Genomic DNA, 14,120 nt, shown 5'->3' with positions numbered 1-14,120 from the left:
ACTCACGAAAGCCTGCATGTTTCCAGCCTGGAGAACTAGTGTCAGTACGACATCGTTTCATGGGGGTGCGGGGATGCTGGGTGGTCAGCAGGTGGGAGCGGGTGCCGGAGTGCCGGCGGCCCGGGGCCCACGCTGCACCGACGGCGACCTGTTCGCCGTCGTCACCGACCTGCTGCGTGAGGTCGGCTACGACCGGATGACGATCGACGCCGTCGCCGCTCGCGCCCACGTCAGCAAGGCCACCATCTACCGGCGTTGGGACGGCAAGGCCGAGCTGGTCGTCGCCGCCCTGGGCGGCCGGCAGGTGGGGGTGCACAACCCGCCCGACACCGGTTCCCTGCGCGGTGACCTGATCGAGTTGCTGCGCGCCACGGCGGCGATCTGCGTGGCCGACTGTGACCTCATGCAGGCGTTGACGTTCGCCATGCGGACCAACCCCGAGCTGGAACGCCTGGTACGCCGCCAGGTGCTCCCGGCCGGGCGGGTGGCGAGCACCGCCATCCTGGTCCGTGCCGCCGCCCGGGGGGAGATCCCGCCGGAGGCCGGCGAGCGCGAGTTGTTCCACGATCTGGCGCCCGCGCTCACCATGTCCCGCATCGTCGCGCACGGCCTACCCGCCGATGACGCGTTCCTCACCCAGGTCGTCGACCAGGTGCTGATCCCGGTTCTCCGCTACCAGCACGACCGCCCGTCTCAGGCCTGATCTCTTTCTCGACATTCGCAACACGGAAGGCTTCACCATGCCCGGAACCACCTCGACCGCCCCCGGCGCGCCCGGCGCCGGGACGTCGACAGGAGCGCCGCACCCGCGGCGCTGGATCGCGCTGGCGGTCATCGCGGTCTCGCAGCTGATGGTCGTGCTCGACGCCACGATCGTGAACATCGCGCTGCCGCAGGCCCAGGCCGACCTGGGCATCACCGACGCGAACCGACAGTGGGTGGTCACCGCCTACACGCTGGCGTTCGGCGGGTTGCTGCTGCTCGGCGGCCGGATCGCCGACTACTGGGGGCGCAAGCGCACCTTCCTGGTCGGCATGACGGGCTTCGCGCTCGCCTCCGCACTGGGCGGCCTCGCCACCACCGGCGGCATGCTCTTCGCCGCCCGTGCGCTTCAGGGCGCCTTCGGCGCGTTGCTCGCCCCGGCGGCGCTGGCGCTGCTCACCGTCCTGTTCACCGAGGCCACCGAGCGGGCCAAGGCCTTCGCGGTGTACGGCGCGATCGCCGGCGGTGGCTCGGCGGTCGGTCTGCTGCTCGGTGGGGTGCTCACCGAGTACGCCGACTGGCGCTGGTGCCTGCTGGTCAACATCCCGGTGGCGGCCATCGCCATCGCCCTGGCCCTCCCGCTGGTGCCGGAGAGCCGGGCGCACGGCAACACCCGCTACGACGTGCCCGGCGCGATCGTGGTGACCGCCGGCCTGGTCTCCCTGGTCTACGGCTTCACCAAGGCCGCCGAGGACGGCTGGGACGCCACCCAGACGCTCGGCTTCATCGCCGCCGGTGTGGCGCTGCTCGCCATCTTCGTGGTGATCGAGCTGCGCTCCAACCACCCGCTGCTGCCGCTGCGGATCATCCTGGACCGCAACCGGGGCGGGGCGTACCTCGCCTCGACGCTGATCGGTGCCGGCCTGTTCGGGGCGTTCCTGTTCCTGACCTTCTACTTCCAGGTGGTGTTGCAGTACAAGCCCCTCGAGGCCGGGCTCGCGTCGCTTCCGGTCACCGTCGGCGTGCTGATCGCCGCTGGTGGCGCCAGCCAGCTGATGCCACGGGTGGGTGCCAAGCCGCTGATGGTCGGCGGCGCCGTGCTCGCCGCCGTGGCCATGCTGGCGCTGACCCAGATCGACGTGGACACCTCGTTCCTCACCCTCCTGCTGCCCGCCCAGGTCATCCTCGGCATGGGCCTGGGCTTCACGTTCGTGCCGCTGTCCAGCCTCGCCCTGGTGGGGGTGCCGGAGCACGACGCCGGCGCGGCCAGCGCGACGCTGAACGCCACCCAGCAGATCGGCGGCTCGCTCGGCACTGCCCTGCTGAACACCATGTACACCAGCGCGGTCGCCGCGTACCTGGTCGGTCGGGTGCCGAACCCGGTCAACCAGATCGAGGCTCTGGTGCACGGCTACCGCGTGGCGTTCGCCTGGGGTGCGGCCCTGATCGTGCTCGCCGGGCTGGCCACTCTGATCCTGGTGAAGGTGCGCAAGGAGGACATCCCGACCGGCAACACCGTGCACATGGGCTGAGCCGACCGACGCGGCTGCCGGCCGGACCGCCCCGACGTGGGGCGAGCCCGGCCAGCGGCCGCTTCCGGTAACGTCCCGACCATCGTCGAAAGTCCGTTTGAGGAGATCCATGTCGACCCCTGCTGACCAGATCATCACGGCTCTGCGCGCGGGCCACGAGGAGCTCGCCGCGCTCGTACGGGACCTGAAGGAAGACGACCTGCTCCGCCCCTCGGGAGCCAGCGAGTGGCAGGTGTCCCAGGTGCTGAGCCACCTGGGCAGCGGCGCCGAGATCAACCTGGCGACGCTGGACGCCGCCCGCACCGGCGCGCCCGGCCCGGACGGGGACTTCAACCGCGGCGTCTGGGCACGGTGGGACGCGATGTCCCCGACCGAGCACGCCGCTGGGTTCCTCGCCACCAACGAGCGGCTGGTCGAGGCGTACGAGGCGCTGGACGGCGAGACCCGGGCCTCCATGCGGATCGACCTCGGCTTCCTGCCGGAGCCGGTCGACGTGGCCACCGCGGCCCGGTTCCGCCTCAGCGAGTTCGCCCTGCACCAGTGGGACGTCGAGGTGGGGTTCAACTCGTTCGCGGCGGTGACGCCGGCGGCGGTGGGGCTGCTGCTCGACCAGATCGGCGGCATGCTGGCCTGGACCAGCCGCCCGCAGGAGCTGGGCGGTCGGGAGGCCACCCTGCTGGTCCGGCTGCAGGCGCCCGAGCGGACCTTCGGGCTGCGGCTGGGCGAGAAGGTTGACGTCGTCGACGCGCCGGAGCAGCCCGACGGGGAGCTGACCGCCCCCGCCGAGGCGTGGCTGCGGCTGGCCACCGGACGGCTCGGTCCCCAGCACACCCCGGAGGGGGTCCGGGTGACCGGGCCGGTGACCCTGGACGACCTGCGTCGGGTCTTCGTCGGCTTCTGAGCCGGTGCCGTGCGGGCCGGTCACCCCGGCCCGCACGGCCTCTCAACCCTTCACGCAGACCACCTGCTTGAGGTGCGCCACCACCTCGACCAGGTCCTCCTGCTGGGCCATCACCTCGGTGATGTCCTTGTACGCGCCGGGGATCTCGTCGACCACCCCGGCGTCCTTGCGGCACTCCACCCCGGCGGTCTGCGCGGCCAGGTCCTCCGTGCTGAACGTCCGCTTCGCCTGTGCCCGCGACATCCGCCGCCCAGCCCCGTGCGACGCCGAGCAGTACGCGTCCGGATTGCCCCGACCCCGCACGATGTACGACCCGGTGCCCATCGACCCGGGGATGATGCCCAGGTCCCCCCGGCCGGCCCGGATCGCGCCCTTGCGGGTGACCAGCACGTCCACCCCGTCGTAGCTCTCCTCCGAGACGTAGTTGTGGTGGCACGAGATGGGCTCGTCGTAGGAGACCTGCGGGAACTGCTCGCGCACCACGCCGCAGAGCAGGGCCAGCATGACGGCCCGGTTGCGGCGCGCGTACTCCTGCGCCCACCACAGGTCCCGCCGGTATGCGTCCATCTCCGGCGTGCCGGCGAGGAACACCGCCAGGTCCCGGTCCGGCAGGTCGGCGTTGTGCGGCAGGCCCCGGGCCACCCCGATGTGCCGCTCGGCCAGCTCCTTGCCGATGTTGCGGGACCCGGAGTGCAGCATCAGCCAGACCCGTCCCTCGTCGGCGCCGCCCTGCTCCAGGCAGACCTCGATGAAGTGGTTGCCCCCGCCGAGGGTGCCGATCTGCCGACGCGCCCGCGTCTCCAGCTGCGCCACCCGCCGGTCCAGGCCGGCGAACCGGCCCCAGAAGTCGTCCCAGCCCGACTGCTCCAGACCACGGATCCGACGGGTGTCGACCATGTCCTGCCGCTGGGCGAAGCCGACCGGGATGGTGGCCTCGATGGCCGAACGCAGCGCGGCCAGGCCGTCCGGGAGATCAGCGGCGGTCAGCGAGGTGCGGACCGCCGACATCCCGCAGCCGATGTCGACGCCGACCGCGGCCGGTGAGACGGCCTGTCGCATCGCGATCACCGAACCGACAGTGGCGCCCTTGCCGAAGTGCACGTCGGGCATGACGGCGACGCCCTGCACCCAGGGCAGCGCTCCGATGTTGCGCAGCTGCCGGGCGGCCTGCGGCTCGATGGCGTACGGGTCGGTCCAGACCCGGACCGGCGCCCGGGTGCCGGCGAGAGGGGTGAATCCCATAGTGGTCTCCTTCTGTGGTGCGGTGACCGTTAATGATCATGCGCTAACTGGCCGGTTTCCGGCGGCGGTACGCGGATACGAAAGGGCCGCCCGATCCCGGTGGGATGGGCGGCCGACGGACGCGTCAGCGTCGACGTCAGTCGCGCCACCCCAGCTCGTTGCGCCGCAATGGGCGGCAGGCACAGGTTTTGGCGGTGGTGAGCACAGCGGCGCCGACGGGGAGCAGGTGCGAGGCGGCATCGGTGCGGGTGCGTCGCGGCACGGCGTACTCCCCTCGGGGTGTGATCGGTTGACCTTGCATCGACGAGACTAGGAGGGCCACGGTGCGTCCGCAATGGATATCACCCTTACCGGCCGCCGACCCGGCGCGCGACCGCCAGCAGATACTCCTTGCGATCCAGCGGATTGTTGTCCCAGCGGGTCCGGACGGGGGCGGGACCACGCACCGGCCGGTAGCAGTCGAACTCGGTCTCCAGCACGCCCTCCCCCCGGGTCAGCGCAGGCAGGCGACGCTCCAGCGCGTGCACCAGACCGGCCGGGATCTCACCCTGCACCAGGTAGGACCCGCCCTGCCCGGTGGTGTCGGTCGGCACCGCGTCCAGCCGGGTGAGCGCGGGCAGCAGCGTGCCGAGGATGTCACCCGGCACCTCCAGCCGGAAGCGGTGTACCGGCTCGTGGACCCGGGTGCCGGCGCGGGCGAGTGCGGCCATCAGCACCAACGGGGTGAGATTGCGGAAGTCACCCGCCGTGCTGGACATGCTCTTGTCGAAGGTGCCGTGGGAATGGCTCTGCCGCGCCCAGTAACCGGCGTGGGTCATCGTCACCTCGCAGTCGGGGACCTCCCACCCGTGAAGGCCCTGGCGCAGGGTCCGACGCACGGTCTCCTCCACGGCGGTGAAGAAGGCCGGTGGCATCGAACCCAGCTCGACGCCGAGCCGAAAAGTCACGCCGGCACCGGTCGGCGCCGGCGCGACCCGCAGCCCGACGGTGGCCAGGAACGGATTGGGCGCCACCGCGATCACCTCGACCGCCTCGCCAACGCCGCACACCCTCTCCACGTGCACCGTGCTGGTCTCCCGGAACGTCACCCCCACGCCGAAGTCGTCGGCAAGGGTGGCCTGGATGACCTCCTTCTGCACCTCGCCGTAGAGCGACACGGTGATCTCGTGCCGCCGGTCGTCCTGCCGCAGGTTGATCAGCGGGTCCTGCTCAGCGAGCTGGACCAGCGCGGCGTGCAGCGCGACCCGGTCTCCGGGGCGCGTCGGCACCACCACGGTCTCCAGGGTGGGCGGCGCGAAGTGGCGGTCCGCGCCGCCACGTTCGGGTGGTACGCCCACCGGGTCGCCAATCCGAGCGTGCTTGAGGCCCCACAACCGGGCGATGTGGCCGGCTTCGACCGCCGACGCCTCCACGTCTGCCCCATGGGCGACGACTCGTACGGCAGTGACCAGTTCAGCGTCGACAGCCCCGACGCGGACCCGGTCGCGAATCCGGATGGTGCCGGCGAAGAGCCGGACCAGGGCGATCTTCTCTCCGGCTGGGCCCCGTTCGATGGCGAACACGGTGCCGGAGACCGGGGCGTCGGCGTCGCCCTCGACGGTGGGCAACAGTTCGGTGATCCCGGCGATCAGCGCGTCCACCCCGGCACCGGTGATCGCCGAGCCGGCGTACACGGGCTGCACCAGCGCACGGCCGGTCCGCGTCGCCAACGCGGCGCGCAGCCGCGGGTACGGCAGCGAGGACGTGTCCGCCAGCCAGTCGGCGAGCAGCACGTCATCCTGCCCGGTGAGCAGGTCGAGCAGCCGGTCGGTGAAGGCGAGGTCGGTGGGGCCGTACGGCGTGCAGTAGGCGCCGCGGGTCCCCGGCACCGCCACCGAGCCCATCGCCACGACGGCCGGCGTGAGCTTCTCCGCGACCGCCCGGAAAACCCGCTCGGGGTCCGCGCCGGCCCGGTCGACCTTGTTGATGAAGATCAGCGTCGGGATGCGCAGCCTGCGCAGGGTCCGCATCAGCACCCGGGTCTGCGGCTGCACCCCCTCCACCGCGGAGATCACCAGCACCGCGCCGTCGAGTACACCAAGCACCCGTTCGACCTCGGCGATGAAGTCCGGGTGACCGGGCGTGTCGATCAGGTTGACTGTCACGTCGTCCAGGACGAAGGAGACGACAGCCGAGCGGATGGTGATGCCGCGTTGCCGTTCCAGTGCCAGGGTGTCGGTCTGGGTGCTGCCCGCGTCGACCCGGCCGAGCTGGTCGGTCACACCGACGTCGTGCAACAGCCGCTCGGTCAGGCTGGTCTTACCGGCATCGACGTGAGCCAGGATGCCGAGGTTCAGGGTTTTCACGCAGCGTCAGGTCCTTCAGGTAGGCGACAGATCGCTTCTGGTCGGACATCGACGCAGCGCGCATTGGTGCTCCCTGGAGGTTGGTGGCGGTTTCGGGTAGTTCAGCAGGCCGTCGTCGTGTCGGGCAACCGAATAACCGGCGCTCCCATGAGTGTCGGCGACCGCTGGCAGACTTGCCGCCATGGTGGAGACCTCCGTGCGGCTGCTACGGCTGCTGACCCTTCTCCAGGTCCGCCGGGAGTGGTCCGGCGCGGAGTTGGCCGAACGACTTGCGGTCACCACCCGCACGGTACGCACCGACGTGGAGCGGCTGCGGGTGCTGGGTTACCGGATCGAGTCGCACCCCGGGGTCGGCGGCGGCTACCAGCTCGGTGCCGGGTCCGCGCTGCCGCCGCTGCTGCTCGACGACGACGAGGCGGTGGCGGTGGCCGTCGGGCTGCGGGCCGCGGCGGGCGGGTCGGTGACGGGTATCGAGGAGACGTCGCTGCGGGCGCTGGCGAAGCTGGAACAGTCGCTGCCGTCGCGGCTGCGGCACCGGGTCGACGCCCTGCGCACGGCGACGGTCTCCGCCGCGGGCGGCGGCCCGACCGTGGACGCCGAAACGCTCACCGCTGTCTCCACGGCGGTGCATCACCGGGAGCGGCTGCGGTTCGACTACGCCGGGCACGACGGCACGACGACCGTGCGCGATGTCGAGCCGTACCGGCTTGTCTACCACCGGGCGGCGGTGGTACCTGCTGGGTTGGGACACCGACCGGGCCGACTGGCGCACCTTCCGCGCCGACCGGATCCGGCCCCGGGTGCCGACCGGCCCACGCTTCACGCCCCGGGAGCCGCCAGGTGGCGACGCGGTCGCGCACGTGCTGCGCGGCGTCGGCTCCACAGCCTGGCCACACCCGGCACGGGTACGCCTGCACGCGTCGGCCGAGCAGATGGCGCAACGGATCCCGACCACGGCTGGCCTGCTGGAGGCGATCGACGGGCAAACCTGCCTGCTGCACACCGGCGGCGAGTCGCTGGGCAACCTGGCCGCCTTCCTCAGCACCCTCGCTGTCGACTTGGACGTGCTCGACCCTCCGGAGCTGCGCGCCGTCATCCGCGACGTCGCCGCCCGATTCGGTCGGGCCGCCGGTCCCGCGCCGAGGCGAATCGCGGTTCACCCCGGCGCGGACGCGGCAGTGGAGCTATGACTGCGGCACCAGCCGGAAGGACTGCGCCGCGGTGCCGTTGCAGGTGTACTGGACGAGCTGGACGCTGTCCGCCGTGGACGCCGCCGGCACGTCGAGGCACTTGCCACTGAGTCGGTTGACCAGGCGGTAGTAGCCGCCGCCCTCGGATTCGGCCCGCCACTGCTGGTTGTTGCCGCCGCTGTAGGACCAGAGCTGGATCGGCGCGGAGTCTGCGGTCGACACGTTGGTCACGTCGAGCACCTGCGCGCTGTTGTTGCGGTTGTTGATCCGCAGGTAGCCGCCGCTGGTCGGCGCGAACTGGTACTGCTGGGCGGCGCTGCCGTTGCAGGCGTACTGCTGGATGGCGGTGCCGTTCACGCTGGCGGCGGCCCGGGCGTCGACGCACTTGCCGCTGCCCCGGTTGACCACCGTGTGCCAGGCGGTGGGCGAGATCGGGCCGCCGGTCGGCGGGGGCGTCGTCGGGTGGACGGTGCCGGCGCCGGCGCCGGCGAGCCAGTGCAGCCCGTCGATCAGCAGTTGGTTCTGCTGAGCGCTGTCGAAGGTGGACGACAGCCCGGTGTTGGTGTTGTAGTTCATCGCGTTGTGCCCGAAGTTGGCGTAGAGCATCTTGTACTGCCGGTTGCTCCAGACCAGCGGGTAGTAGCCGCCGTACCAGGACTGGTTGGGGTCCGTGCCGACCGGGAAGCTGGACGGGTCGACCGAGGCGAGGATGTCGATGTTGGGGTTCTGCCGCAGGTCGTTGCTCCAGGAATACCACTCGCTGATCGACGACGGGAAGGTCGCCGGGAGGTTCCGGGTGGCGGCGTGGGTGCGGTTGTCGGCGCGCATCGTGACCCGGGTGGGTCCCCAGGTGTTCGTCTGGAACGCGCCGGTGCCGAGGAAGGTGTTGTAGTACCAGCTCCAGCTCGACGGGTTGTCGGTCCACGCGCTGACGTGGAAGCCCAGCCACGCCCCGCCGTTCTGCATGTACTGCTGGAACGCGGCACGCTGCGCGGTGGGCGGCGCGTCGTCCAGGAACATGACGACCTTGTACTGGGCCAGGTTCGCGGTGTTCAGCAGGCCCCAGTTGTTGGTGGCCTCCCATGAGAAGCCGTACTGGGCGGCGGCCTGCGGGAACCAGGCCCGGGCGTCCTTGACGAAGTCGATGTGCGCGGCGTCCCAGGTGCCGTTGTAGAAGGCCAGGACCTTGAACGTCGGCGCGGCCTGCGCGGCACGCGAGGCGTTGACCGCGAGGCCGGCGCTCAGCGCGACCAGCAGTGCGACGAACAGCGACACGATCCGTCTGGTACGGGAGGAGAGTTCTGCGATCACCTGATCGTCCCTTCGGTGGGGACGCGCGCCGCCGCGTCGACCTGCTTCTGTTCACAAGCCTTACAGATAGACGAAAGATTATGTCGCCTCTCCGGTGTCGTCAATCGCGACCCGACCGATCCGGGTGGGATTCCTGCGGCAACGGGTACCCCAGCCGGATGACCAGCCCGGACGCGGTCGACGTCGACCAACCGCTCGCCGTGGACCTGCCCGCCGCTCCGCACGACGCCAGCGGTGAGCGGGTGCCGATTCACGACCTGGCCGGCCTCGCCCCGGCGGCCCGGCCGGCGCGCCGCTGGACCCCGAGCCGGGTGGTGGCCACCCCGGCCGCCCTCGACCACCCGCACGGCCAACGGATCGTCGAGCGGGTGCAGGCGCAGGGCATCGAGGTGGAACGCCTGCGGGCCAACCGGCTCACCGGGGTACGCGGGCAGACCGACCGGGAGACGTACGCCCGAGCGAAGGCGACCATGGCGATCGTGGTGAGTCCACCGTCGCGGCGCGACCTGCAACCCATCGCGCCCAGCGCCGACTGGCGGGTCGACCTCGCCGAGGGCTGCCCGGCGCACTGCCAGTACTGCTACCTCGCCGGATCACTGTCCGGCCCGCCGGTCACCCGGGTGTACGCGGACCTCGACGACATCCTGGCCGGGCTCGCCGCGTACGCCGGTCGGGGGACGGTGACCAGTCGCAACGCGCGACGCGCCGACGAGGGCACCACCTTCGAGGCGTCCTGCTACACCGACCCGCTCGCCCTGGAGCACCTGACCGGGAGCTGGCGGCGGGCGGTGCAGCACTTCGCCGACTGGGACGCGCCCGTGCAACTGCGCTGGACCACCAAGTACGCCGACGTGGGCACCTTCGTCGGGCTGCCGCACTCCGGCCGGACCAGGGTCCGGTTCAGCGTCAACTGCGCCCCGGTGAGCGTTCGGTTCGAGGGCGGCACCGCCCGGGTGCCGGACCGCCTGGCGGCGCTGCGCCGGCTCGCGCTCGACGGCTACCCGGTCGGGCTGACCATCGCGCCGGTCATCGCGCTGCCCGACTGGCGGGAACGCTACGGAGAGTTGCTCGACCAGGTCCGCGCGGCGGTCGACGGGGTCCCCGAGCTGGACCTGACCGCCGAGCTGATCACCCACCGGTTCACCCCGGGCAGCAAGGAGGTGCTGCTCGGCTGGTACCCACGGACCCGGCTGGAGATGGACGAGGAGTCCCGCACCCGCAAACACGGCAAGTTCGGCGCGATCAAGTACGTCTACCCCCGGGACACGATGGCCGAGCTGCGCGAGTGGTTCACCGCCGAGCTGGCCGCCCGCGTACCGGCCTGCCGCATCCTCTACTGGACCTGACCAGCCCTCTGGCGGGCTAGACGCCGACGGTGCCGTCGACGCCCTCGCGGAGGAGGTCGGCGTGACCGTTGTGGCGGGCGTACTCGTGGATCAGGTGCAGCATCACCAGCCGCAGCGACACGGTCTCGCCGGAACGGACGTTGTGGCCGGTCACGTCGAGCGACGCGGCCGCCCGCTCGATCCGTTGGGCGTGCTCGACCTCGCGCTCCCAGGCGTTGAATGCTTCGGCGCGGGTGGCGGAGCTGGCGTCGTACGCCTGCTGGAAGTCGCCGGTTTCCGACCAGACCAGCGGGACGTCCTCGCGGTCGATGATCCGCCGGAACCAGGCGCGTTCCACCTCGGCCATGTGCCGCACCAGACCCAGCAGAGAGAGCGTGGAGGGCGGCATCGACTGCCGGCGCAACTCCTCGTCGGAGAGGCCGTCGCACTTGAGTGCCAGCGTCGCGCGGTGGAAGTCGAGGAAGGCGCGCAGCGTCTCCCGCTCGTCGCCGGTGAGCGGGGGGCCGATCCGTTCGGTGGTCATTCCAGTGATCATGCCCGCTGGGCACCGGGGGCGATGGAGCCGGGTCCTCCCGTCAGCCGACCGACGATCGGGCGACGGGCGCGGCGAAGAAGGTGTCCGGGTACGGCTCGTCGCGCAGGCTGTAGTGCCACCACTCGCGGTCGTAGTTGACGAACCCGGCGTCGGTCATCAGCCGCTGCAACAACCGGCGGTTGTCGCGCGCTGTCCCGGTGATCCGGGGGTCGGCGGTGTGCGCGCGGGAGTCGAAGCAGTCGAAGCCCGTACCCATGTCGATGCTGTTGTCGGCGAAGCGCTGCCCCCGGGGCGCGGTGCAGGCGACCAGCGGTTGCCCGACCCGGTACGGGGGTTGGCTGGCGGCCGGTTCGTCGACCAGGGTCAGGTCCAGGGTGCTGCCTCGACTGTGTGCGGTGGGCGCCCCGATGTACCCCTCGGCGAAGAGCCGGTTCTTGGCCACGTCCGGGTAGAACTCGGCCTTGGTCTGCTGCTCGTCGGGGCGCTTCGACCAGGCGACGAAGTCGTCCACGGCCGGCTGCGGGCGATAGCAGTCGTACACCTTGAGGCTGTGCCCACCGGCCAGCGCGGCGTCCTGCACGCGGCGCAACGCCTCGGCCGCCTCCCGGGTGAGCAGGCACAGCGGCTCGGGGTAACCGGCGATCGGGCGGCCGACGAAGTTGTGCGGTGTCGCGTAGCGGATGTCGGCGTGGATGCGCGGGTCGAGGTCGGTCAGGACCACGAACCCCGGCAGCCGCTCGCCGGTGGTCGGCGTCGGCGGGCTCACCGATGCCGGGGTCGGCGAGGGGCTCACCGAGGTCGGCTGCGACGCGACCGGCGCGGGGCGGGGCTCCGGCCGCGAACAGCCCCCGAGCAGCGCGGCGAGCGCGAGCACGACCCCGATGCGGTTAGCCACCGACCCTGTCTATCAGCCACGCTCGGGCCGCCGTGGCAACAGGACATGATCCACTGGCTTTTCCGGAAGATTTCCGCAACTTCGGTGATCATCAGCACTCACCTGGAATGTCGTGAACCCCCTCCCGTGAGGCAAGATGACGCGTGGAACGGGCACGCCGTTTCGGGACACACGGTGGACGACGTCTTGTGGTCGTTCCTCCGGCTCGGTGAAGGAGACGCGGGTGGGCGCGGACGACGGACGCAGGGTGACCATCACCGCGATCGCACGGGAGGCCGGGGTGTCGGTGCCGACCGTGTCACGGGTGCTCAACGGTCGCTCCGATGTGGCCCCCGGCACCCGGGAGCGGGTCGAGGAGTTGCTGCGCCACCACGGCTACCGGCGGCGCACCAGCCGCAGCGTGCGCCGCGCCGGCCTCGTCGACCTGGTCTTCAACGACCTGGACAGCCCCTGGGCTGTGGAAATCATCCGGGGTGTGGAGGATGTCGGGCACGGCGCGGGCCTCGGCACCGTGGTCTCCGCGATCCACCGGCAGCCCACCGCGGCCCGGCAGTGGCTGCAGAATCTGCGCACCCGGGCCACCGACGGCGTCATCTTCGTGACCTCCCACCTGAGCCCGCCGCTGCACGCGCAACTGCGTCGCCTCAATGTGCCGGTGGTGGTCGTCGACCCGGCCGGCGTGCCGGCCATGGACGTGCCGACCATCGGGGCGACCAACTGGGCCGGTGGTCTCGCCGCGACCGAACACCTGCTGTCGATCGGGCACCGCCGCATCGGCTTCGTGGCCGGGCCGACGCATCTGCTGTGCAGCCGCGCCCGGCTCGACGGTTACCGGGCCGGGTTGGAGGCCGCCGGTGTGCCGGTGGACGACAAGCTGATCTACCCGGGCGATTTCTACCACGCCTCCGGGTTCTCCGGCGGCACCGCGCTGCTCGACCTCGCCGACCCGCCGACCGGCATCTTCGCCTCCAGCGACCAGATGGCCTTCGGCGTCTACGAGGCCATCCGGCGTCGAGGGCTGCGAGTCCCGGACGACGTGAGCGTCGTCGGCTTCGACGATCTGCCGGAGGCCCGCTGGGCGTCCCCACCGCTGACCACCGTGCGCCAACCGTTGGTCGAGATGGGACGGTTGGCGGCACGGACCGTCCTGCGCCTGTCCCAGGGTGAGGGCATCGACTCGCCCCGGGTGGAGCTGGCCACCGAACTGGTCGTCCGCGACAGCACCGCCGCCCCGCCGACCGGGTCGCCCGACCCGTCGTGACGGCCGGAACTGCGTCGGAATCCGGTTGGACCACTTCCGATCCACTTCCGGGAATTCCGGCGCTGCGCGGCTGACGCCAGTCGACCGTACGGCGCGGTGAGCGACCGAGGGTCACCCACCGCGCCGACGCCGTCAGTGGTGGTGGTGCGTGCGGACGGCCTTGCGGATGGTCACCGGCAGCGCGGGCGCGCCGTCGACGGGTGCCGGGTCCTCGGCGGTCGGCGCCACTCCCCCGGCCGCGATCCGGTCCAGCGTGGCCAGGCCGGCCGCGTCGACCTCGCCGAAGATCGTGTAGTTGGGGCGCAGCGCCGAGTTGGCGTAGACCAGGAAGAACTGGCTGCCGTTGGTGTCCGGCCCGGCGTTGGCCATGGCCAGCACGCCCCGGGCGTACACCCGACGTTCCCCGGTCGGGTCGGTGGGCGCCGGCGGCAGGTCGGTCGGCAGCTCGTCGCGGTACCGGTAGCCCGGGCCCCCCTCGCCGGTGCCCGACGGGTCACCGCACTGCAGCACGCTCAACGTCGGGTACGCGGTGAGCCGGTGGCACGGGGTGCGGTCGTAGAAGCGCTTGCCCACCAGGTGCAGGAAACTCTGCACGGTGCACGGCGCGGCGGCCCGGTCGAGGGTCAGCCCGATCGGCCCGTGGTTGGTCGCCAGGGTCACCCGGACGGTGCCCCGGGCCGGCGTGCGTCGCGGGTCGGGCGGCAGCGGCACCGGCCGGGCTGCGGGCTCGTCCGGCGTCTCGGTGTACGCGCAGGGGCCGTGGGTGGTGCGCGGCGGTCGGGTGGCGGTGTCGGCAGCGGTGGGCGCGGCGGACGCGGCGCCCGACGGGCCCGGCGCGGCGACCGCGGCGGCGGACGCGC

12 protein-coding genes and 1 pseudogene are annotated in these 14,120 nt (G+C 71.7%); 6 read left to right on the top strand and 7 right to left on the bottom strand.

What is annotated here, in order from left to right; translation table 11 throughout:
* Positions 1 to 73: 73 nt before the first annotated feature.
* From KBX34_RS27400 to KBX34_RS27390, 3 genes are all read left to right on the top strand, one after another.
* Positions 74 to 703, top strand: coding sequence for a TetR/AcrR family transcriptional regulator (locus KBX34_RS27400; RefSeq protein ID WP_157743969.1), 630 nt, complete (start codon positions 74 to 76; stop codon positions 701 to 703).
* Positions 704 to 740: 37 nt separating this feature from the next.
* Positions 741 to 2,234 (top strand): MFS transporter, encoded by a 1,494-nt coding sequence (locus KBX34_RS27395; protein ID WP_210792896.1) that lies wholly within the window; start codon positions 741 to 743, stop codon positions 2,232 to 2,234.
* Between the two features lie 109 nt (positions 2,235 to 2,343).
* Positions 2,344 to 3,135 carry a maleylpyruvate isomerase family mycothiol-dependent enzyme gene (locus KBX34_RS27390; RefSeq protein WP_210792895.1) on the top strand — a complete coding sequence of 264 codons (792 nt, stop codon included), beginning with the start codon at positions 2,344 to 2,346 and terminating at the stop codon, positions 3,133 to 3,135.
* 42 nt (positions 3,136 to 3,177) lie between these two features.
* Here the strand turns inward: KBX34_RS27390 and KBX34_RS27385 are convergent, their stop codons facing one another.
* The 3 genes from KBX34_RS27385 to KBX34_RS27380 all read right to left on the bottom strand — a co-directional run bounded on the left by KBX34_RS27385 (position 3,178) and on the right by KBX34_RS27380 (position 6,722).
* On the bottom strand, positions 3,178 to 4,377 hold the full coding sequence (locus KBX34_RS27385) for an RtcB family protein (protein ID WP_210927763.1): 1,200 nt from the start codon (positions 4,375 to 4,377) through the stop codon (positions 3,178 to 3,180).
* 136 nt (positions 4,378 to 4,513) lie between these two features.
* Positions 4,514 to 4,639 carry a hypothetical protein gene (locus tag KBX34_RS34125; RefSeq protein WP_282102692.1) on the bottom strand — a complete coding sequence of 42 codons (126 nt, stop codon included), beginning with the start codon at positions 4,637 to 4,639 and terminating at the stop codon, positions 4,514 to 4,516.
* Positions 4,640 to 4,724: 85 nt separating this feature from the next.
* Positions 4,725 to 6,722 (bottom strand): translation factor GTPase family protein, encoded by a 1,998-nt coding sequence (locus KBX34_RS27380; RefSeq protein WP_210927761.1) that lies wholly within the window; start codon positions 6,720 to 6,722, stop codon positions 4,725 to 4,727.
* Between the two features lie 181 nt (positions 6,723 to 6,903).
* Here KBX34_RS27380 and KBX34_RS27375 point away from each other — a divergent pair.
* Positions 6,904 to 7,912: pseudogene (locus KBX34_RS27375) on the top strand (helix-turn-helix transcriptional regulator).
* On the opposite strand, the gene KBX34_RS27370 reads toward KBX34_RS27375, so the two are convergent.
* Complete coding sequence (locus KBX34_RS27370; protein WP_307871511.1) at positions 7,907 to 9,223, bottom strand: RICIN domain-containing protein; 1,317 nt, start codon at positions 9,221 to 9,223, stop codon at positions 7,907 to 7,909. The pseudogene KBX34_RS27375 and the gene KBX34_RS27370 sit on opposite strands and share 6 nt — an antisense overlap.
* A gap of 158 nt (positions 9,224 to 9,381) precedes the next feature.
* On the opposite strand from KBX34_RS27370, the gene KBX34_RS27365 reads away from it, so the two are divergent.
* Positions 9,382 to 10,569: a spore photoproduct lyase family protein gene (locus tag KBX34_RS27365; RefSeq protein WP_210927759.1), complete on the top strand. Its 1,188-nt coding sequence runs from the start codon at positions 9,382 to 9,384 to the stop codon at positions 10,567 to 10,569.
* A gap of 16 nt (positions 10,570 to 10,585) precedes the next feature.
* Here KBX34_RS27365 and KBX34_RS27360 read toward each other — a convergent pair whose 3' ends face one another.
* Positions 10,586 to 11,092 (bottom strand): DinB family protein, encoded by a 507-nt coding sequence (locus tag KBX34_RS27360; protein ID WP_210792890.1) that lies wholly within the window; start codon positions 11,090 to 11,092, stop codon positions 10,586 to 10,588.
* A gap of 52 nt (positions 11,093 to 11,144) precedes the next feature.
* Positions 11,145 to 11,999 (bottom strand): M15 family metallopeptidase, encoded by an 855-nt coding sequence (locus KBX34_RS27355; protein ID WP_307871510.1) that lies wholly within the window; start codon positions 11,997 to 11,999, stop codon positions 11,145 to 11,147.
* A gap of 223 nt (positions 12,000 to 12,222) precedes the next feature.
* Between KBX34_RS27355 and KBX34_RS27350 the strand changes: the two genes are divergently transcribed.
* The gene (locus KBX34_RS27350; protein WP_088951695.1) at positions 12,223 to 13,260 is read left to right on the top strand and encodes a LacI family DNA-binding transcriptional regulator; all 1,038 of its coding nucleotides are present in this window, start codon (positions 12,223 to 12,225) and stop codon (positions 13,258 to 13,260) included.
* Between the two features lie 132 nt (positions 13,261 to 13,392).
* On the opposite strand, the gene KBX34_RS27345 is transcribed toward KBX34_RS27350, so the two are convergent.
* Positions 13,393 to 14,120: peptidylprolyl isomerase (locus KBX34_RS27345; RefSeq protein ID WP_210927758.1), on the bottom strand; the 728-nt coding region annotated here is incomplete at its 5' end.

The sequence above is a fragment of the Micromonospora sp. M61 genome, assembly GCF_018070245.1.
Taxonomy (GTDB): Bacteria; Actinomycetota; Actinomycetes; order Mycobacteriales; family Micromonosporaceae; genus Micromonospora; species Micromonospora zamorensis.
Note: the sequence above shows the minus strand (reverse complement) of the source record. Positions and strands in the feature narration are given on the sequence as shown.

Bases quoted from the DNA above. Each gene is read 5' to 3' on its own strand.
- KBX34_RS27390 (WP_210792895.1), top strand. From the start codon at position 2,344: ATGTCGACCCCTGCTGACCAGATCATCACGGCTCTGCGCGCGGGCCAC.
- KBX34_RS27360 (WP_210792890.1), bottom strand. From the start codon at position 11,092: ATGACCACCGAACGGATCGGCCCCCCGCTCACCGGCGACGAGCGGGAG.
- KBX34_RS27395 (WP_210792896.1), top strand. From the start codon at position 741: ATGCCCGGAACCACCTCGACCGCCCCCGGCGCGCCCGGCGCCGGGACG.
- KBX34_RS27365 (WP_210927759.1), top strand. From the start codon at position 9,382: ATGACCAGCCCGGACGCGGTCGACGTCGACCAACCGCTCGCCGTGGAC.
- KBX34_RS27400 (WP_157743969.1), top strand. From the start codon at position 74: ATGCTGGGTGGTCAGCAGGTGGGAGCGGGTGCCGGAGTGCCGGCGGCC.
- KBX34_RS27385 (WP_210927763.1), bottom strand. From the start codon at position 4,377: ATGGGATTCACCCCTCTCGCCGGCACCCGGGCGCCGGTCCGGGTCTGG.